This is a genomic window from Novosphingobium gossypii (assembly GCF_050433305.1).
GTDB lineage: Bacteria > Pseudomonadota > Alphaproteobacteria > Sphingomonadales > Sphingomonadaceae > Novosphingobium > Novosphingobium gossypii.
Genome location: NZ_JBNPXM010000007.1, coordinates 126,041 through 144,034 on the forward strand (window position 1 = coordinate 126,041; position 17,994 = coordinate 144,034).

At 67.6% G+C, this 17,994-nt stretch carries 17 protein-coding genes; 12 read left to right on the forward strand and 5 right to left on the reverse strand.

The features are described 5' to 3' along the window. Positions 1 to 84: 84 nt before the first annotated feature. Positions 85 to 972 (reverse strand): DMT family transporter, encoded by an 888-nt coding sequence (locus tag GGR40_RS14330; RefSeq protein ID WP_429276930.1) that lies wholly within the window; start codon positions 970 to 972, stop codon positions 85 to 87. A 176-nt stretch (positions 973 to 1,148) separates the two neighbouring features. Between GGR40_RS14330 and GGR40_RS14335 the strand changes: the two genes are divergently transcribed. Together GGR40_RS14335 and GGR40_RS14340 are read left to right on the forward strand one after the other, a co-directional pair. Beyond that, positions 1,149 to 2,636, forward strand: coding sequence for a L,D-transpeptidase family protein (locus GGR40_RS14335; protein WP_429276931.1), 1,488 nt, complete (start codon positions 1,149 to 1,151; stop codon positions 2,634 to 2,636). Positions 2,637 to 2,767: 131 nt separating this feature from the next. Continuing rightward, positions 2,768 to 4,096 (forward strand): dicarboxylate/amino acid:cation symporter, encoded by a 1,329-nt coding sequence (locus tag GGR40_RS14340; RefSeq protein WP_429276932.1) that lies wholly within the window; start codon positions 2,768 to 2,770, stop codon positions 4,094 to 4,096. On the opposite strand, the gene recQ is transcribed toward GGR40_RS14340, so the two are convergent. Beyond that, entirely contained in the window at positions 4,080 to 5,960 is a 1,881-nt protein-coding gene (recQ, locus tag GGR40_RS14345; RefSeq protein ID WP_429276933.1) for a DNA helicase RecQ, read from the reverse strand. The two genes, GGR40_RS14340 and recQ, sit on opposite strands and share 17 nt — an antisense overlap. A gap of 63 nt (positions 5,961 to 6,023) precedes the next feature. Further along, positions 6,024 to 6,599, reverse strand: a complete 576-nt coding sequence (locus GGR40_RS14350) for an NUDIX hydrolase (RefSeq protein WP_429276934.1) — start codon at positions 6,597 to 6,599, stop codon at positions 6,024 to 6,026. 182 nt (positions 6,600 to 6,781) lie between these two features. Here GGR40_RS14350 and GGR40_RS14355 point away from each other — a divergent pair, with 182 nt between their 5' ends. Further along, on the forward strand, positions 6,782 to 7,042 hold the full coding sequence (locus tag GGR40_RS14355) for a hypothetical protein (protein ID WP_429276935.1): 261 nt from the start codon (positions 6,782 to 6,784) through the stop codon (positions 7,040 to 7,042). Between the two features lie 800 nt (positions 7,043 to 7,842). Here GGR40_RS14355 and GGR40_RS14360 read toward each other — a convergent pair. Further along, positions 7,843 to 8,463, reverse strand: coding sequence for a c-type cytochrome (locus tag GGR40_RS14360; protein ID WP_429276936.1), 621 nt, complete (start codon positions 8,461 to 8,463; stop codon positions 7,843 to 7,845). Between the two features lie 135 nt (positions 8,464 to 8,598). On the opposite strand from GGR40_RS14360, the gene GGR40_RS14365 reads away from it, so the two are divergent. The 9 genes from GGR40_RS14365 (at position 8,599) to GGR40_RS14405 (ending at position 16,873) form a co-directional block, all read left to right on the forward strand. Next, complete coding sequence (locus tag GGR40_RS14365; RefSeq protein WP_429276937.1) at positions 8,599 to 9,498, forward strand: prephenate dehydratase; 900 nt, start codon at positions 8,599 to 8,601, stop codon at positions 9,496 to 9,498. 107 nt (positions 9,499 to 9,605) lie between these two features. Further along, on the forward strand, positions 9,606 to 10,268 hold the full coding sequence (locus GGR40_RS14370; RefSeq protein WP_429277019.1) for a hypothetical protein: 663 nt from the start codon (positions 9,606 to 9,608) through the stop codon (positions 10,266 to 10,268). Then, positions 10,265 to 11,590, forward strand: a complete 1,326-nt coding sequence (locus GGR40_RS14375; RefSeq protein ID WP_429276938.1) for a DUF4350 domain-containing protein — start codon at positions 10,265 to 10,267, stop codon at positions 11,588 to 11,590. Before GGR40_RS14370 ends, GGR40_RS14375 begins: the two co-directional genes overlap by 4 nt. A 26-nt stretch (positions 11,591 to 11,616) precedes the next feature. Next, positions 11,617 to 12,591 carry an AAA family ATPase gene (locus GGR40_RS14380; RefSeq protein WP_429277020.1) on the forward strand — a complete coding sequence of 325 codons (975 nt, stop codon included), beginning with the start codon at positions 11,617 to 11,619 and terminating at the stop codon, positions 12,589 to 12,591. A gap of 20 nt (positions 12,592 to 12,611) precedes the next feature. Next, entirely contained in the window at positions 12,612 to 13,940 is a 1,329-nt protein-coding gene (locus GGR40_RS14385) for a DUF58 domain-containing protein (protein WP_429276939.1), read from the forward strand. Next, complete coding sequence (locus tag GGR40_RS14390) at positions 13,937 to 14,971, forward strand: stage II sporulation protein M (RefSeq protein ID WP_429276940.1); 1,035 nt, start codon at positions 13,937 to 13,939, stop codon at positions 14,969 to 14,971. The genes GGR40_RS14385 and GGR40_RS14390 overlap by 4 nt, the downstream gene beginning before the upstream one ends. Beyond that, positions 14,968 to 15,903, forward strand: coding sequence for an RDD family protein (locus GGR40_RS14395; RefSeq protein WP_429276941.1), 936 nt, complete (start codon positions 14,968 to 14,970; stop codon positions 15,901 to 15,903). The genes GGR40_RS14390 and GGR40_RS14395 overlap by 4 nt, the downstream gene beginning before the upstream one ends. Continuing rightward, entirely contained in the window at positions 15,900 to 16,361 is a 462-nt protein-coding gene (locus GGR40_RS14400) for a GNAT family N-acetyltransferase (RefSeq protein ID WP_429276942.1), read from the forward strand. The genes GGR40_RS14395 and GGR40_RS14400 overlap by 4 nt, the downstream gene beginning before the upstream one ends. Beyond that, positions 16,361 to 16,873 carry a GNAT family N-acetyltransferase gene (locus tag GGR40_RS14405; RefSeq protein WP_429276943.1) on the forward strand — a complete coding sequence of 171 codons (513 nt, stop codon included), beginning with the start codon at positions 16,361 to 16,363 and terminating at the stop codon, positions 16,871 to 16,873. Before GGR40_RS14400 ends, GGR40_RS14405 begins: the two co-directional genes overlap by 1 nt. A gap of 25 nt (positions 16,874 to 16,898) precedes the next feature. Here GGR40_RS14405 and GGR40_RS14410 read toward each other — a convergent pair whose 3' ends face one another. Next, on the reverse strand, positions 16,899 to 17,921 hold the full coding sequence (locus tag GGR40_RS14410) for a zinc transporter ZntB (RefSeq protein WP_429276944.1): 1,023 nt from the start codon (positions 17,919 to 17,921) through the stop codon (positions 16,899 to 16,901). Positions 17,922 to 17,994 lie beyond the last annotated feature (73 nt).

Consider the following 17,994-nt stretch of genomic DNA (forward strand, 5'->3'; position numbering starts at 1 on the left):
ACCGTGCTGCAGTGCGACAGGCGGATTCGTTGCGCCGCCGATGCGCGCTTGTTGGCGCGCCGTCAAGGGGGCGCGGGGGTGGACTTAAGTGTCGTTTTGTGTCCCTCGGGTGCCGATATAGCAACCCACGACGATCAATGCCGCACCCGCGACGACGCCCACCCCCGGCGTCTCGCCGAACACCAGCCAGCCCATCAGCGCGGCCCACAGGAATCCGGTATATTCGATGGGCACCAGCACCTGCGCTTCGGCCCGCGCATAGCCCCAGGACAGGAACAGCAGCGCGATCGTCGCCAGCGCCGCACCGGCTGCCGCCCAGCCCATGCTCACGGCATCGGGCGCGTTCCAGTAGAGCGGCGCGAACAGCGCGAACAGCACCGTGACGTTGAGGTTCTGGAACATCGCGATCTCGACTGGCCCTGCCATCAGCGCCTGCCTGCGCTGCATCACCAGGTTCAGGGCATAGAACACCGCCGAGGCGACGATCGCGGCGGTGCCCCTGACTGCTTCCGCCCCGTATTCGCCCGCTCCGAAACGGTCGGCGCCGATCACCACCATGCCCACCAGGCCCAGCAGCGCCGCCACGATCGCGCGCGGGCGGATCGTCTCTCCCAGCAGGAGCGCGGCGAAGTAGAGCGCGATGATCGGCGCGAAGAACGAGATCGCCATCCCCTCCGCCATCGGGATGCGGACAAGCCCGTAGAAGAACAGCGCCGCCATCACCGAAGTCACGCAGGAGCGCTGGAAATGGAACAGCGCGACCTTGCGCGTGGGGATCGGACGGCCTCCGGCCAGCCACAGCGGCACCGTCAGCAGGGTGCCGAACAGGTTGCGCAGCAGCAGCGCGGTGCCCACTCCCAGCGCCAGCGAAGCCGCCTTCATCGTCGCGTCCATCACGCTGAACGCCGCGATCCCGGCGACGACCGCCAGCACGGGCAGCAGGGGGGAAGGGCGGGCGGCGGCGGTGGTCATCGGTTGCCGCCTGTCGCCCGGCGCAACGTTGTTCGCAAGCAATTCATGCTGACGTCAGGTGGCATGCTTGAAGAAAGACGCGTAAACGGGCACATCCGTTGCGCGCGTCGGCAACTTCGGAAGGCTTCGCGCGTCATCCCCCCAAGAGTTCCAGTTCGGGCAGGTTTCAAAAGTATATGGCGAGTTTCAAGCGGTTCGGTTCCGGCGTCGTCTCGGCGTTGACGCTTCTGGCTGTCGGCGTGCAGCCGGTGGCGGCGCAGAAGATCAAGACGGAAAAGATGCCCGAGGATCTGCTTCCGCCCACCATCGCCGCGCCCTCCGGTACGCCGACGCCGGTGCCGACATCCGGCGCCCGGCCCGCGCGCACCGCGCCCGCTGCGGTGCCGACGCGTGCGCCGACGTCCGCGGCTCCCACCACCATGCCGATGCAGTCGCCCGTCGGCACCCCCCAGGCGGTCTCGTCGCCGGTGGTGCAGGAAGTGGTCGTGACAGAGCCGGTCATGCCCTGGACCGTTGCGGATGCGCAGGCGCTGCTCAGCACCATCGGCTATATCGGCAAGGAGGGCCTTGTGCCCGCCGACTACCAGCCCGCCGCGCTCAAGGCCGCCATCGCCAGAGGTGAAGGCGATGCGCTGGACGCGCTGGCCAGCCGTGTCTTCGCCTGGCTGATCGAGGATCTGCGCGATGGTCGCACGCCGATGACCGCGCGCGTCCAGTGGTTCGCCGTCGATCCCGATCAGGACACGATGCCCACGCAGCAGATCATGGCGCAGGCCCTGTCCGACCACGACGTGCCCGGCGTGGTGGCCAAGCTGGCGCCGACCAACCCGGACTATGCCGCGCTGAAGGACGCGCTGAACGCGACGCCGATGGCGCAGAAGGAGCGCCGCGCGCTGATCCAGGCCAATATGGACCGCTGGCGCTGGCTGGCCCGCGATCTAGGCACGGTCTACCTGATGACCAACGTGCCGGAATTCCAGCTGCGGCTGGTCGTCAAGAACAAGATCCTGCGCACGTACAAGACCGTGGTGGGCAAGCCGGGCCGCACCGCCACCCCGCAGCTGGCCGAGACGGTCAGCGCCGTCGTCTTCAACCCGACGTGGACGGTGCCGCAGTCCATCGTCAAAGGCGAGGGGCTGGGCGCGAAGGTGCTCAACAACCCGAAGTGGGCCGCCGCCAACCACTACAAGGGGTACAAGGCCGAAAACGGGATGATCACCGTCGTCCAGCAGCCGGGGCCGACGAACGCGCTGGGCCTGATGAAGATCGACATGCCCAATCCGCATGCGATCTACCTGCACGATACCCCGTCCAAGTCCTACTTCAACGCCGACGTGCGCGCCTTCAGCCACGGCTGCATCCGCACCGAGCGCGCGGTGGAACTGGGCATGACGATGGCGATCCTGGGTGCGGGCATGTCCGCCACCGACGCCGCCGAACTGTCGCGCGCGGGCGAATACAAGAAGGTCGCGATGACGCGCACCTTCCCGGTCTACCTGACGTACTTCACGTTCGCCCGGTCGATCGACGGTACGCTGAAGTCGTTCGCAGACCTCTACGAACGCGACGCGCCGGTGCTGGCCAGCTTCAAGGCCGCCCGCCAGCTCAAGACCACCCAGCGCGCCAGCGACGAGGCGATCATCCAGCTGGATAATCCTCTCTGATCCGGCCTCTCTGATCCGGTCCGCCTGATCGAAGCTCCACGCCGTCGCACGCCCGCCCTCCCGGACGGCGCGTGCAACGATTTGCCCTCTCGCGCCTTTGACATGGGCGTAGACAGAGGGGGTATCGGCACATGGATCAGGCTTCGGAAGGCAGCGAAAAGTCTCCCCGGACGCTGCAGCTGCGCATCCTGATCGGCTTCGTGCTGGGGCTGGTCTGTGGACTGCTGGCGTACACTTTCGCCCGCGATGCGCGCTGGGTTTCCGCCGTCATCGATTATGGCACGATGCCTGTCGGCCAGATCTTCCTGCGGCTGCTGTTCATGCTGGTGCTGCCGCTGCTGTTCTCGGCGCTGGTCATCGGCATCGCGGAGATGGGAGAGATCCGGGCGCTGCGCAAGGTGGGGCTGGCCACTCTGGCCTATACGCTGGTGGTGTCGGGCATCGCGGTGGCGATCAGCCTGGCGCTGGTGAACCTGCTGCGCCCCGGCAACGGAGTGGACCGGCAGGCCGCGCGCGACCTGCTGGCCCAGAGCGCCGATTCCGCCGGCAGCATCCTCCAATCGTCCAAGGACGCCCCGTCCGGCGTCGACGCCGTACTGGCGCTGGTGCCGTCCAACGTCGTCACCGCGATGAGCGAGAACGACATCCTGGCGGTGATGTTCTTCGCGCTGTTCTTCGGCATCGGGCTGCTGCTCGTATCCAGCAAGCACACCGCCGTGCTCAAGGATTCCATCGAGGGCCTGTTCGAGGTGTCGATGCGGCTGATCGGCATCGTCATCCAGCTGGCGCCGGTCGCGATCTTCTGTTTCATGTTCAACCTCTCGGCGCAGTTCGGCTGGGATCTGCTGGCCAAGCTGGCGGCGTTCGTGGGCGTGGTGCTGCTGGCGCTGGGGCTGCAGATGTTCGGCGTCTATCCGCTGCTTCTGGCCTTCGTCGCCCGGCGCAGCCCGCTGGCGTTCTTTCGCCAGACGCGCGAAGTCAGCATGCTGGCGTTTTCCACTGCCAGCTCCAACGCCACGCTGCCCACATCCCTGCGCGTCGCGGACGAGGAGCTGGGCCTGCCCCGCCGCGTCGCCCGCTTCGTACTGACCATCGGCGCCACCGCCAACCAGAACGGCACCGCCATGTTCGAAGGCGTGACGGTGCTGTTCCTGGCGCAGTTCTTCGGTGTGGAGCTGAGCCTGGGCCAGCAGCTTTACGTGATGCTGATCTGCATCCTGGCCGGCATCGGCACTGCAGGCGTTCCCGCCGGGTCATTGCCGGTGGTGGCGCTGATCATGGGCAGCGTCGGCGTCCCGCCCGAGGGCATAGGGCTGATCATCGGCGTCGACCGCTTCCTCGACATGTGCCGCACGACGCTGAACGTGGTGGGCGACATGGTCTGCGCCACGGTGATCTCGTCCGTGAGCGGGGAGGACGCTTCGCCGTCCGGCGCGACTACTGTCAATGCTGCCGGATGACGTCCAGAAATGCCTCGCCGTAAGCCTCCAGCTTGCGGGTGCCCACGCCGCCCACGGTGCCCAGTTCCGCCAGTGAGGAAGGCCGCGCATTGGCCATGTCGCGCAGGGTGGAATCGTGGAAGATGACGTAAGGGGGCACCCCGGCCTCCTTCGCCAGATCGCGGCGCAGTTCGCGCAGCGCCTCGAACAGCGGATTGCCGACGGGGTTTGCGCCGGTATCGCCGCTGCGCCCGCGCCGCTTGCGCTCGGCCTTGGGCGGGATGACGATGGCGACGTTTGCATCGCCCTTCAGGATCTCGCGGGCGTCGCCGCCCAGCGCCAGCCCGCCGTGCTCGGTCGCAATCAGGCTGCCGCGCGCCTGCAGGGCACGGGCCAGCGCTTTCAGCAGCGGCTTTTCATCCTCGGTCATGATGCCGAAGACGGTCAGCTGGTCGTGCCCGCGCTGCAGCACGCGATCGTCGGACACGCCGGCCAGCACCTTTTCCAGATGCCCCAGCCCATAGGACTGCCCGGTGCGGAATACCGCCGAAAGCAGCTTGCGCGCCAGTTCGGTGACGTCCACCACGCCCACCGGTTCAAGGCAGTTGTCGCAGTTCCCGCAGGTCTGCGGCGGCGTTTCGCCGAAGTGGCGCAGCAGGACACCGCGCCGGCACTCGGCGGTTTCCACCAGCCCGGCCAGCGCGTCCAGCCGCTGCCGCTCGCTCTGCTGGCGGTGCGGCTCGATCTCCGACAGGCGCTGACGGGCGCGGGCGAAATCGTCCGCGCCCCACAGCATCACCGCCACCGAAGGATCGCCATCGCGGCCCGCGCGCCCGGTTTCCTGATAGTATCCCTCGATCGACTTGGGGATTCCCGCATGGGCGACGAAGCGCACGTCGGGCTTGTCGATGCCCATGCCGAAGGCGACCGTCGCCACCATCACCATGTCCTCGCTGGCGACGAAGGCGGCCTGATTGCGCGCGCGCACTTCGGGGGCAAGCCCGGCATGGTACGGCAGGACGCGCCGCCCGGTTTCGCGGGCAAGACTTTCGGCCAGCTGCTCCACGCGGGCGCGGGTGGGCGCATAGATGATGCCGGGGCCGGGGTTTTCCTCCACCACGGCCTTCAGCTGGCGGCCCACGCTTTCGCGGGGGCGGATGGCATAGCGGATGTTCGGACGATCGAACCCGGCGACGATCAGGCCATCCTCCGGGATGCCCAGCTGGGTCAGGATGTCCTTGCGGGTGTGATTGTCCGCCGTCGCCGTCAGCGCCAGCCGCGGCACTTGCGGGAAAGCGTCCAGCAGTGGGCGCAGCAGGCGATAGTCGGGGCGGAAATCGTGCCCCCATTCGGATACGCAGTGCGCCTCGTCGATGGCGAACAGGCCAACGCGCGCGCTTTGCAGCAGTTCGCGGAAATGCGGCTGGCTGGCGCGTTCGGGCGCGATGTAGAGCAGGTCCAGCTGGCCTGCACGAAAGGCGTCCATCGTCGCCCCGCGATCGGTGTCGGCGCTGGTCAGCGTGGCGGCGCGGATGCCGTTGGCGCGGGCCGAGCGCAGCTGGTCGTGCATCAGCGCGATGAGGGGGGAAACGACCACGCAGGTGCCCTGCAGCAGCACGGCGGGCAGCTGGTATGTCAGGGACTTGCCCGCGCCGGTGGGCATGATCGCCAGCGTGGAATGGCCGTGGAGCACGCGGTCCACCACCTGATCCTGCACGCCGCGAAAGCCGGAGAAGCCGAACACGTCGTGCAGCGCCTTCGACACCGCATCGTCGGTGGGCGGCGGCGCGGGCGTCCAGTCCACATCGGGGGCATAGGGATCGATCATGTCGGCGTCGGGTTCGCCGTAGAAGGTCGTCTCGAAAGGCCAGTCGTCGTCGTTCACGGACGCCGTTATGGCAGATCGGCGGGGCGGATGGGAACCGTCCGCCGCCCGATTTCCGCCGTTTTAATCGCGTTTCTCCCACAAGTGCGGGTGTTTCAGCAGCAGCGCCTGCGCCAGGATCAGCGTCTTGGCGTCCGTCAGCGCGCCGGACAGCGTCATGGCGCGCAGATCGTCGAGGCCGATCTCGTGGACGGTGATGTTCTCGTCCTCGTCATGCGCGCCGCCGCCTGCGGCCACGCGGTCGTGGTGGGCGTACTGCGCCAGGTATAGCTGCACCCGCTCGGTAGAGGCGGGGCACAGCGACCACATGTTGGTGACGGGTTCGAGCGCGGCGATGCGCAGCCCCCCTTCCTCGAACGCTTCTTCGACGATGCGGGCCTCGGGCGCGGCGCCGTCGAGGTTGCCGGCGATCGCCTCCAGCACCGGCGGCTCTCCTGCTGCCAGCACGCCCGCGCGTGGCTGGTCGATCAGCATGCACACGCGCCGCACCGGGTCATAAGGCAGCACCGCCACCGCCGATCCATTATCGAGCAGATGGCGCTCCACCATGGTGCCGTCGGGCATCTCCACATCGAGGCGGTAGAACTTGTACCATCCGTCGTAGACGAGGGTGCGGCGGGTGATGCGAGCAACGGTCATGGCGGCAGGGTGGGATCGGCGCAGCTATGTTGCAAGCGCGAATACCACCAGCACGCCACGGGTATTCACTTATCAGCCAGTAGCGATCGGTTCGCGAGGACGATGATACCCATGCGGTGCTGCAAACGATTTAACAGAGTCGGCCCGATTGCGGGAGGCAGCCTTTCAGGATGGAGAGTTCGATGGGTTGCCTGATGCACGACACTTTCGTGAAGACCGAGGAATACCGGCTTGCGTGGCTGAGCGAGATCGAGTTCGCGGAGACGGCGCATGTTCTCAAGATGCTGGCGCGCGAACTGGGGCAGGACACTGCGCCGGCCATAGACGAACTTGCCCGGCGTGGTCTGGACGCGGCGCTGGCAGTGCTGTCGGGCGCGGTGGGCTGGAACGTGTCCGATGCCTACTTGCGCCATCGCGCGCTGTGGCGCGTCGGTCGGGTGTGACGTGATCCTCCCAGCTTGACATTAAGAACCATTTAGGTTATATGCCGCAGCATCCGCCGAACCGAAGGCCTTCGGTTTCAGCGGTGTATCGGGTCGGTGTCGTGGGCGGTGTACGAGCGTCAAGCCGTGGACCACGCCACGAGCGTCCTCCCGGAAACGGTTCACCGGCCATGCGATCCCGTTCCCCGGCTCTTTCCGTGGAACCTCGCCTGCCCACCCAATCTGCCGCGCCGGAGCCTGTACCTTGCGAGGTCCAGCACGGCACAGCAGGCAGGATCGTCGCCGTCCGCGAGCCCGCGCCGACGATCCGAATCGTTTTCCGTCAAGGGTCGAGACGGGGTGTTGGTGGCCACTACCCGTCCGGTCGCATCATGCAGCGCCATGCTCCCTCGCACACCCGCAGGGACGCCCCGACGCCGACCCGATGTTACCCTTCGGTCGAGATCTACCCGGCGTAAGGTCCGCATTCGCCAGCGGACGATTTGGCACATCCGTCGTCCCGGACCTGATCCGGGACCGCTGGCGGTCTTTAGGCGCCAGCTATCGGCACGGCGCCTTTCCGCGATGTAGGCTGTTCACGGGCAGCGGTCCCGGATCAGGTCCGGGACGACGAAGAAGCATTTCGTCACGCTGAACAAGTTCAACGAAATGCAGCGTCTTGGCACGCGGCGCAAAACGTTGCGTCTTCTCACGCGGCTGTCCGTGGCGGGCGCGAAAGACGAAAACGGCCCGCTAGCGACTCGGCGACGCTAGCGGACCGTTTTCAACCGGTATCCCGAAAAAGGGGCCGGATCTGCGAATTACTGCGCTGCCGCTTCCGACGCCTCGGGTGCAGCCTCGCTGGCCCCTTCGGCTGGCGCGGCGGCGGCATCGGCGGCCGGGGCCGCTGCCTCGGCTGCGGGGAGGGGGAGGTTCGACCCCTGCGCATTGAGATAGGCGATGATGTTGGCGCGGTCTTCCGGCTTGGACAGGCCCGCGAAAGTCATCTTGGTGCCGGGCGCGAAGGCCTTGGGGCTCTTCAGCCATTCGTTCAGGCTGTCGAACGTCCAGTTGCCGCCCTTGCTCTTGAGCGCGTCGGAGAAGGCGAAGCCGCCCACGCCCTTGCCGATCGCCTCGCCCACCACGCCGTGCAGGTTGGGGCCGATGCCGTTGGCGCCGCCCTGGTTGATGGTGTGGCATGAGGTGCACTTGGCGAACGTCGCCTCGCCCTTGGCCACGTCGGCACTGGCGAGCATGGTGGCGATCGGCGGTTCGCCGCTGCCGGAACCTTCCTCTGCCACGCCCTCGACAGCATAGCCCGCAGTTTCGGGCGCGTGATGCTTGTCAGCCTGAAAATACATCGAGCTGGCTATCGTCAATCCCAGGCCAACGATGCCTGAAAACAGAGTCCAACCGGCGATTGTATTGAAACGATCGTCCATTCAGCATGCCCCGCGGGTGATTATTAGCTCATCCTGTTGGCCTTGGGGCTTAATCTGCACCTTGGTCCAGCGCAAGTACCGATGAGGAATTCGGCCATTGCAGAACATTGCGACGCCGCCTAATCGCCCGATTCTATGCACGCCTATCCACAGCCCGCCATCGCTCTAGTCGCTGATATGGAGGCCGCCGCCCGGGCAGAGCCCGCGCGCGCCGTGGCGTTTCAGGGTGCGCCGGGCTGTAACGGCCACCGTGCGGCGCTGGAACACGATGCGGATTGCCTGCCGCTGCCGTGCTTTTCGTTCGAGGATGCGCTGGATGCGGTGAAGGAAGGGCGCGCCGACCGCGCGATCATCCCGATCGAGAATTCGCAGCATGGCCGCGTCGCCGACATTCATTTCCTGCTGCCTGAAAGCGGCCTGTCGATCGTGGGCGAGCATTTCACCCCGATCAACCATGCGCTGATGGCGCTTCCCGGCGCAAAGGGCCCGTTCTCTGCGGCTTACAGTCACCCGCAGGCGCTGGGCCAGTCGCGCCATTACCTGCGGGAACGCGGCATCGTGCCGATGGCCTATGCCGACACGGCGGGCGCGGCGGCGCTGGTGCGCGAACAGGCCGATCCCGAAGCCTGCGCCATCGCGCCCCGGCTGGCGGCGCAGCTCTACGGCCTCGACATCGTGGAAGACAATGTGGAGGACGCGGCGGACAACACCACCCGCTTCGTGGTGCTGGCGCGCGAACCGCTCGACCCGTTCGACCTCAAGGATACGCAGGCGATGACGACCTTCATCTTCGAGGTGAAGAACATCGCCGCTGCGCTCTACAAGGCGCTGGGCGGATTCGCCACCAACGGCGTCAACATGACCAAACTGGAAAGCTATCAGATCGGCGCCAGCTTTGCCGCAACCACGTTCTATGCCGACATCGAAGGTGCGCCGGGCGAGGAGCGGATCGACCAGGCGCTGCAGGAACTGGCGTTCCATTGCAAGTACGTGCGCCCGCTTGGCACTTACCGGCAGGCGCGCAAGCGGGGGTAAGCGGGCGCGGTCGTCGGACGGGCGCACAAAAGCCTCCGCATCCGATACAACCGCCGTTTCAACCGCTTGCGCCCTTCGACAACGCATGCAATCCTGCCCGCGTGACGATGGCCGGGGGCAACATTGACGCGGGTTCGGCCGCACCCGCTGCGGACGACTGGAAGGCCGTGCGCGATGCCTCTGACATTCAGTATGCGCCGCTGCCCGCGCCGAAACCGCAGCCGCCTGCCGATATTCCCGAATGGCTGAAAGCGCTGAGCCGCTTCCTCGAATCGATCTTCGAGCCCATCGGCAAGCTGCTGGGCATGTCATGGCCGGTGTTCCAGTGGGTGCTGATCGGCAGCGCGGTGCTGCTGGCGGCGTTCATCCTGTGGCGGCTGGTGATCGAACCCGGCCTTGACGCCTGGCGCAGCCGCCGTCCCAGGGCAGAGGAGGTGCACTGGACCCCCACCCACGCCGAAGCCGTCGCCCTGCTTGAGGATGCAGACCGCCTTGCCGCGGAAGGCCGCTTTGCCGAAGCCGCGCATCTGCTGCTCCAGCGCAGCGTGCGGCAGATCTCCGATGCCCGGCCGGACTGGCTGAACGCGGCCAGCACCGCACGCGAGATCGCCGCGCTGCCGATGCTGCCCGAAACGGGGCGCAGCGCCTTCGACGTGATCGCCCGCCGGGTGGAGCGCGCGTATTTCGCCCTGCGCGATCTCGACGCGGCGGACTGGACCGCCGCCCGCTCCGCCTACGCCCGATTCGCGCAGATAGAGCTGCGGGCATGAACCACAAAAATCAGGGCGTCGCGGTCGGCGCCAACCCCTTTTCGGTGTGGTCGGTGCTGGCGATGGTGATCGTCGGCGGGCTGCTGTTCGTGGCGCTGCTGTGGATGATCGGCACCGGGACCGGAATGGGCAGCGCGAACGACGGCAAGGCCCATGCCGAGGGCAAGGGCCTGAACGGCTATGCGGCGATGGCCGGTTATCTGGAACGCCGCGGCTTCGCGGTGGAGACGACGCGCAATCCCGGCGCGCTGAACCGGCCGGGGCTGCTCGTGCTCACCCCGCCCGCCTACATGAAGGGCGACGAGATCGAGAAGATCGTGCTGGCCCGGCGCTATGTCGGGCCGACGATGGTGATCTCGCCCAAGTGGCTGGCCCTGCCGCCCGCGCGCGACCAGCGCGATAAGGCGAAGAGGGGCTGGGTACGGCTGGAGCCCGGAAGCGGGCTGGAATGGCCGGGCTTCCTTGACCAGCTATCGGTGCAGACAACACCCGTCCCTCGGGCCCAGGCGCGGTGGCGCGGGGCGGGCCTTTCCGGTGCGCTCCCCGACGGGCGCATCGTCATGTCGGGCGCGGGCACCGGCCTCGTGCGGCTGGTCGCCGGGCGGGGAGAGCGGTTGACGCTGGCGGGCTACATGGATGACGGCGGCTTCTATCCGGGGCTGGAGGACATGGCGCTCGACCGCGTGCTGCACTCCGGCGAGGACGAGGAACGCTACCCCGTCGTCCTCGTGTTCGAGCCGGACCTCGTCGACAATTACGGCATGGCGCGGCTTGAAAACGCGCGACTGGCAGAGGCGCTGGTGCGCGCCAGCGGGGTTGAGCCGGGCAATGCCGCCGAAAACACCGTCGTTTTCGACATGACGCTGCCCGGCTATGCGCGCGCGCAGAACCTGCTGACGCTGGCGTTCACCCCGCCGTTCCTGGCCGCCACGCTCTGCCTGCTGCTGGCCGCCATCGTAGTCGGCTGGCGCGCGTTTCTGCGCTTCGGGCCGCCGCTGGTGCCGGAACGCGCCATCGCTTTCGGCAAGCGCGCGCTGGTGAGCAACGCTGCCGGCTTCGTGCGCCGCACCCGCCGCCTGCATCTGCTCGGTCCCCCATACGCAGATCGCGCGCGCGAACGGCTGGCGGCGGCGCTGGCACTGCCTCGCAGCCTTGATGCCGAACATGCCGACGTCGCCATCGACCGGGCGCTTGCCGCCCGCGCACACGATGCCGAACCCTTTTCCGTGATTGCCGCCCGCCTGCGCGCGGCGCGGCGATCGCACGAACTCCTCAAGGCCGCGCGCGACCTCCACGCGCTCGAAAGGATGCTGACCCGATGACCGAGTTTCCAGATGCCCCGGCTGACATGGCGCCCGACATCGCTCCTGGTATCGCAAGTGTAGGTGCGCTGGCACGGGCGATTCGCGCCGAAGTGGCCAAGGGCGTGATCGGCCAGGCCGAGACGGTGGACCACCTGCTGATCGCCCTGATGGCGCGCGGGCACGTGCTGCTTGAAGGGCCTCCGGGCACCGCCAAGACGTTCCTGGCGCAGTGCTTCGCCGCCACGCTGGGGCTGGATTTCGGGCGCATCCAGTTCACCCCGGACCTGATGCCGGGCGATATTCTCGGCTCCAACCTGTTCAACTTCCAGACCAGCCAGTTCACGCTGACGCACGGGCCGATCTTCTGCGACCTGCTGCTGGCGGACGAGATCAACCGCACCCCGCCCAAGACGCAGGCCGCGCTGCTCGAAGCCATGCAGGAACGCCGCGTAACGCTGGACGGCACCGCGCATCCGCTGCCCGCGCACTTCACCGTGGTCGCCACGCAGAACCCGATCGAGAGTCAGGGCGTCTACCCGCTGCCCGAAGCGCAGCTGGACCGCTTCCTGTTCAAGGTGCTGGTCGACTACCCCAGCGCCGAGGAAGAGCGCCGCATCGTCGCCCGCTATGGCGAGAATCGCGGCGCGCCCACCCCGGCCGAAGTGGGCATCACCGCTGTCACCACGCCCGCCGGACTGGAGGCGGTGACGCGCACGGTAGCCTGCGTGAAGCTGGCGGACAGCGTCACCGACTACATCGTACGGCTGGTGCGCGCCACGCGCGAATCGCCTGACCTGTCGAGCGGGGCCTCGCCGCGCGCCGCCGTGCTGCTGGCCGGTGCCGCCCGCGCCCGCGCCGCGCTCGACGGGCGCGACTATGTGGTGCCTGACGACGTGAAGGCGCTGGCGACTTCGGTGCTGCGCCATCGCCTGCTGCTCAGCCCGGCGGCGGAGATCGAGGGCAAGCAGGTCGAGGCGCTGGTCGCCCAGCTGGTCGAACAGACCGAAGCGCCGCGCTGATCGGCGTGAAGGCGCGCGCCTTGTCCTCTTCCTGGGCTCCTGTCGTCCCTACCGCCCGCGCTGCGGTGACGCTGGCGATCATCGCGCCGGTGGCGCTGGTGATCGCGGCGGCCAGCCCGGCGCTGTGGGTGATCGCGCCCGTTGCGGGGCTGGCGGTGCTGGTCACGGTGCTGATCGACGCACTGCTGGCAGGACGCGTCGCGGACTTGCGCGTGATCGTGCCGGGCGACGTCGAAGTGGGCGCGCCGGGAGAGATGGCGGCGCATATCGTCTTGCGCCGGGGCCGCCCATCGCGCGCCGAAGTGGCGCTGGAATGTGACCCGCGCCTTGCGCCCGGCGGCCGGCTGGTGTTCCCACTGACGGGTGGTGATGATGGGTGGCGCGGTTCCGGCGCCTTTACCCCGTCGCGCCGGGGCACGGGCAAGGTCACCCGCGCCTGGCTGCGCTGGACCGGACCGTTGGGGCTGGGCGCGCGGCAACTGGCGGGCACGCTGGACGAAGCGGTGCGTGTATGGCCCAACGTCGCTGCCGTGCGATCGCCCACGCTGCAGACGTTCCTCAAGGATGCGCAGTACGGCCTTCTTGCCCGCCGCATCCGGGGTGAGGGTACGCAGTTCGAATCGCTCGCGGAATACCAGCCCGGCATGGACCGCCGCCGCATCGACTGGAAAAGCTCGGCGCGCCACGTCCACCTCTATGCCAAGGAGTACGAGGTGGAGCGCAACAACCAGATCGTCTTCGCCTTCGACTGCGGGCAGGCGATGTGCGAACCGGTGGCGGGCATGCCCCGGCTGGATCGCGCGGTGTCGGCAGCGCTGGCGACGGCGTTCGTGGCGCTGAAGGGCGGGGACCGGGTTTCGCTGTTCGGCTTTGCCTCGCGCCCCGAAGTGGCGACGCCGTTCATCACCGCCAGCAGCGATTTCCACCGCCTGCAAAGGGCCGCGGCGGGGCTTGAGTACCGCAGCGAGGAACCGAACTTCACACTGGCGCTGGCGACACTGGCCGGGCGGCTGCAGCGCCGGTCGCTGATCGTGATCTTTTCGGACTTTTCCGACCCAACCAGCGCCGAACTGATGATCGAGAGCATCGGGCGGCTGGTGGCGCGCCATGTCGTGCTGTTCGTGACGATGGCGGATGAGGAACTGGAGACGCTGTCCGCCGCCGATCCGGACGACATGGAAGTGCTGTCGATGGCGGTTGCCGCCGACGGGCTGCTGCGCCAGCGTGCGCTCGTCACCCGCCGGCTGCGGCAGATCGGCGTCGACGTGATCGAGGCGCCGTGGCGGCAGATCGGCACCCGGCTAATCGACGCCTACCTTGCCATCAAGCGGACGGGAGCGATCGGATGAACGCGATTTCGAATGCCGCCGTGGAAGGCGCGGCGCTGCGTTCCGACCGCTTCCGGTTGCAGCGCGAGGCCGACTGGCAGCGACTGGAAGCCATCGTCCTGCGCTTGGAAAAGGGCCGTCTGCGCGGCATTTCCGATGAAGACCTGCTGGCGCTGCCCGGCCTGTACCGTACCGTCGCATCCAGCCTGTCGATCGCGCGCGAAACGTCGCTGGACGCGGCGACGCTGGCCTATCTGGAGGCGCTGGTGCAGCGCGCGTGGTACGTCGTCTATGGCCCGCGCTCTTCGCTGTGGGAATGGCTGCGCGGGTTTCTGGGCGGCGGGTGGAGTGCGGCGGTGCGCGCCATCGGCTTCGAGATCGTCGTGGCGCTGCTGGTCATGGTGGCGGGCACGGTGGTCGGCTGGCTGCTCGTATCGCACGATCCGGAATGGTATTTCGCGCTGATGGGCCGCGAAATGGCGGGAGAGCGCGTACCCGGCGCCAGCGCCGAAGTGCTGCGCGGCACGATCTTCGGCCATTCCGAGAAGAACGGGATGAGCGTGTTCGCCGCGCAGCTGTTCAGCAACAACGCGCAAGTCTCGATCCTCGCGTTCGCGCTCGGCTTTGCGCTGGGCATCCCCTCGTTGCTGCTGCTGGTGCACAATCTGGCGGGGCTGGGGGCCATGGGCTGGATCTATTACAAGGCCGGCCTGCTGACCGATTTCGCGGGCTGGATCAGCATTCACGGCACGACTGAACTGTTCGCCATCCTGCTGTCGGGCGCGGCGGGGCTGCATGTCGGGCGGGCCATCGCGTTTCCCGGCAACCGTCCGGTGCTGACGGCGACGGCAGAGGCGGGGCGTCGTTCGGCGCTGGTGATGACAGGCGTGGTGCTGATGCTGGTGGTGGCAGCGCTGCTCGAAGGATTCGCGCGCCAGCTGGTTGACCAGACGCCCGCGCGCTTCGCCGTTGGCGGGTTCATGCTGCTGGCGTGGTGCGCATATTTCTTCGCCTATCGCGGCTCGGCCCTGCGGCGCAGGAGCGCACGATGAAGCGGGCGCGCAGGCCCCGCGTTCCGGGCCGTTCGGCCAAGGAGCGTATCCTCGTCACCCCCGAAGGCATTTCGCTGCCGGTCACCGTCGCCGGGCGCGGGGCGCGGGTGGGGGCGCTGATCCTCGACCTTCTCATCATCCTGGTGCTGATGGGGGTGACGTCCTACGCCCTGTTCACGATTGCTGGTGGCGCCGCCCGGATCGACCGGGTGATGGACGGAAAAGGCGCTGCGGCGCAGGCGCTGCAGTTCCTGTTCATCGTGTGGATCGTGGCGATGTTCCTGTTCCGCAACGCCTATTTTCTGTACTTCGAACTTGGCCCGCGCGGCGCCACGCCGGGCAAGCGGATGACCGGCATCCGCATCGCCGCGCGCGATGGCGGGCGCCTGACCGCCGAGATGGTGATCGCCCGCAACCTGCTGCGCGACATAGAAATGTTCCTGCCGATCCCGCTTATCGCCATGGCGGGCGCGGACAGCGGAATGGCGTGGCTGGCGGCGGCAGGGTGGCTGGCGATCTTCCTGCTGTTCCCGTTCTTCAATCGGGATGCGCTGCGCGCGGGCGACGTGATCGCGGGAAGCTGGGTGCTGGAACGGCCCCGGCAGAAGCTGCAGGCGGCGATGACGGCGGTCGAGGAGACAGGCGAAGCCGCGGCCGCTGCGGACCGCTTCACGTTCCGCTTCGAGGACGCCGAACTGGCGGTCTATGGTGAGTTCGAGCTGAAGGCGCTGGAGCGCGTCCTGCGCGAGGATCGCGCGGATGCCATCGAAACGGTGTACCAGACGATCGCCGAAAAGATCGGCCGCAGCGATGGCTGGGGCGCGGAGCAGCGGTTCCTGTCCGATTACTACACCCAGTTGCGGGCCCGGCTGGAAGCGGGCATGCGGATGGGCCGCCGCAAGGCCGACAAGCATTCGGGGGCAAGCGCGTGAACCTCACTATCCGGCCCGACGATCTTTCCGGCCCGGCGATCCTGGCCCTGCTGCACTTCCACCTCGACGAAATGCACCTCTGGTCGCCGCCCGAAAGCGTCCATGCCATGCCCGCCGAACGGCTGCGGCAAAGCGATGTCGCGTTCTTTTCCGCCTGGGACGGAGAGGTGCTGGCCGGCTGCGGCGCCATCAAGCATCTGGACGACGCGCACGGTGAGCTGAAATCGATGCGCGCTGCGCCTGAATATCGCGGGCGGGGCGTGGGCAAGGCGATCCTTGCGCACCTTCTGGATGAAGCTCGTTCGCGCGGCTACGTCCGCGTCAGCCTGGAAACCGGACGGCCCGAACCGTTCCAGCCCGCGCACGGGCTTTACCGCGCGAACGGGTTCGTGGAATGCCCGCCGTTCGGGGACTATGTCGCTGACGATTTCTCTATGTGCATGACGAAAGAACTGTGATGGACCTGCGCACCGCCACCCCTGACGATGCCACCGCGCTGGCAAAGCTGGGGCACGACAGTTTCGTTGCCAAGTTCGGCTATCTCTACACGCCCGAAGACCTCGCCTTCTTCCTCTCCACCGCGCACAGCAGGGACAAGGTGGCGGGCGAGATCGCCGACCCCAACATGCGCGTTATGCTGGCCGAGCAGGACGGCGTGCTGTTAGGCTACTGCAAGCTGGTGATGCTCTGCGGCTGGCCCGAGCACGCGCAGGGGCAGCGCGCCGTCGAACTCAAGCAGCTCTACACCGCGCCCGAGGCGACCGGGCAGGGTATCGGCAGCGTGCTGATGGACTGGGCACTGGGCGAGGCCGCGGCTTTCGGCGCGGACGAAGTGCAGTTGTCGGTCTACGCCCACAACTCCGGCGCGCAGAAGTTCTACGCGCGATACGGGTTCGCCAAGGTGGCGAACATCCATTTCATGGTGGGCCAGCAGCGCGACGAAGAGTTCCTGTTCGCACGAGTGATCTGACGCGGCTGCTGCGCCGGCGGCGACCTCAGAACCACTTCAACCGTCGCAGCAGCAGCAGTTCGACGGCCAGGATCGTGCCGCACAGGCCGGTGATGATCCAGAAGCCGTGCGACCCCGGTTGCGCCAGCGGAATGTCGCCGACGTTTATGCCCAGCAGGCCGGTGATGAAGGTGAGGGGCAGGAACACGCCCGCCACCACCGCCAGCACGTACTGCGTGCGCTGGGTGTTGGCCGCGGCGCGGGCGCGGATGTCGTCCTGCAGGACGAGGGCCGATTCCTTGCTGATGTCGAGGTCGTCGAGATAGCGGCGCAGGCGGGCTATGGATTCGGCGATCTCGCGCCGGTCGTGATCCTCGAACCAGCCGGGCGCGCCGTTGGCGATGGCGGTGAGCGCTTCGTGCTGGGGCGACATGTGCCGCTTCAGGGCCAGGCTCTGGCGGCGGATCGTGGCAATTTTATCCAGCGTCTGGTCGGAATAGGTGTCGGCAGTCTCGTCCTCCAACTCGTCGATCATGGCGTTCATGTCGACGATGGCGTGGCTCATGCGGTCGATCAGGTGCTCGGTCAGAGCGGTGATGAGCGCGCCCGCGTCTTCCGGCCCATCGCCGTGGTCGAGCGAATCGGCGACAAGGCGCGGCGTCTGCAACGGCGCGCGGCGCAGGGTGACCACGCGGTTGCCGTCGCTCCACAGTTGCAGCGAAAGCATGTCTTCCGGATCGGCGCCGGGGTTGAAGTTGATCCCGCGCAGCGTCGCCACCAGCGCCTGCCCTTCGCGAAAGGCGCGGGGGCGGTTGGCGTCGCTGGTCAGGAGCTCGGCGGTGGGTTCGGGCACAGCGCAGTGGGTTTCCAGCCAGACCTGCACGCCGGGATGCGTGCGCAGCAGGTGGATCCACAGCACTTCGCTTTCGATGCCCGGCTTCCAGCGCTGCGCCTCCTTCCAGTCCACGGCCCGCGCGCCGCCCCGCCCGTCCAGCACGCGACCGAACAGCAGGGGCAGTTCGCAATGATCGTCGTCGGTGATGCGCGCGGGCTGGCTGTCGGGGGTCATTGCGCTTCAATGCCCTAAATCATGCAAGGCTGCCAGCAGGCCACGCAAAGCGACTTCAAACCGCCGCCGGGAA

Bases quoted from the DNA above. Each gene is read 5' to 3' on its own strand.
- GGR40_RS14330 (WP_429276930.1), bottom strand. From the start codon at position 972: ATGACCACCGCCGCCGCCCGCCCTTCCCCCCTGCTGCCCGTGCTGGCG.
- GGR40_RS14335 (WP_429276931.1), top strand. From the start codon at position 1,149: ATGGCGAGTTTCAAGCGGTTCGGTTCCGGCGTCGTCTCGGCGTTGACG.
- GGR40_RS14340 (WP_429276932.1), top strand. From the start codon at position 2,768: ATGGATCAGGCTTCGGAAGGCAGCGAAAAGTCTCCCCGGACGCTGCAG.
- GGR40_RS14350 (WP_429276934.1), bottom strand. From the start codon at position 6,599: ATGACCGTTGCTCGCATCACCCGCCGCACCCTCGTCTACGACGGATGG.
- GGR40_RS14355 (WP_429276935.1), top strand. From the start codon at position 6,782: ATGGGTTGCCTGATGCACGACACTTTCGTGAAGACCGAGGAATACCGG.
- GGR40_RS14360 (WP_429276936.1), bottom strand. From the start codon at position 8,463: ATGGACGATCGTTTCAATACAATCGCCGGTTGGACTCTGTTTTCAGGC.
- GGR40_RS14365 (WP_429276937.1), top strand. From the start codon at position 8,599: ATGCACGCCTATCCACAGCCCGCCATCGCTCTAGTCGCTGATATGGAG.
- GGR40_RS14370 (WP_429277019.1), top strand. From the start codon at position 9,606: ATGGCCGGGGGCAACATTGACGCGGGTTCGGCCGCACCCGCTGCGGAC.
- GGR40_RS14375 (WP_429276938.1), top strand. From the start codon at position 10,265: ATGAACCACAAAAATCAGGGCGTCGCGGTCGGCGCCAACCCCTTTTCG.
- GGR40_RS14380 (WP_429277020.1), top strand. From the start codon at position 11,617: ATGGCGCCCGACATCGCTCCTGGTATCGCAAGTGTAGGTGCGCTGGCA.
- GGR40_RS14390 (WP_429276940.1), top strand. From the start codon at position 13,937: ATGAACGCGATTTCGAATGCCGCCGTGGAAGGCGCGGCGCTGCGTTCC.
- GGR40_RS14395 (WP_429276941.1), top strand. From the start codon at position 14,968: ATGAAGCGGGCGCGCAGGCCCCGCGTTCCGGGCCGTTCGGCCAAGGAG.
- GGR40_RS14405 (WP_429276943.1), top strand. From the start codon at position 16,361: ATGGACCTGCGCACCGCCACCCCTGACGATGCCACCGCGCTGGCAAAG.
- GGR40_RS14410 (WP_429276944.1), bottom strand. From the start codon at position 17,921: ATGACCCCCGACAGCCAGCCCGCGCGCATCACCGACGACGATCATTGC.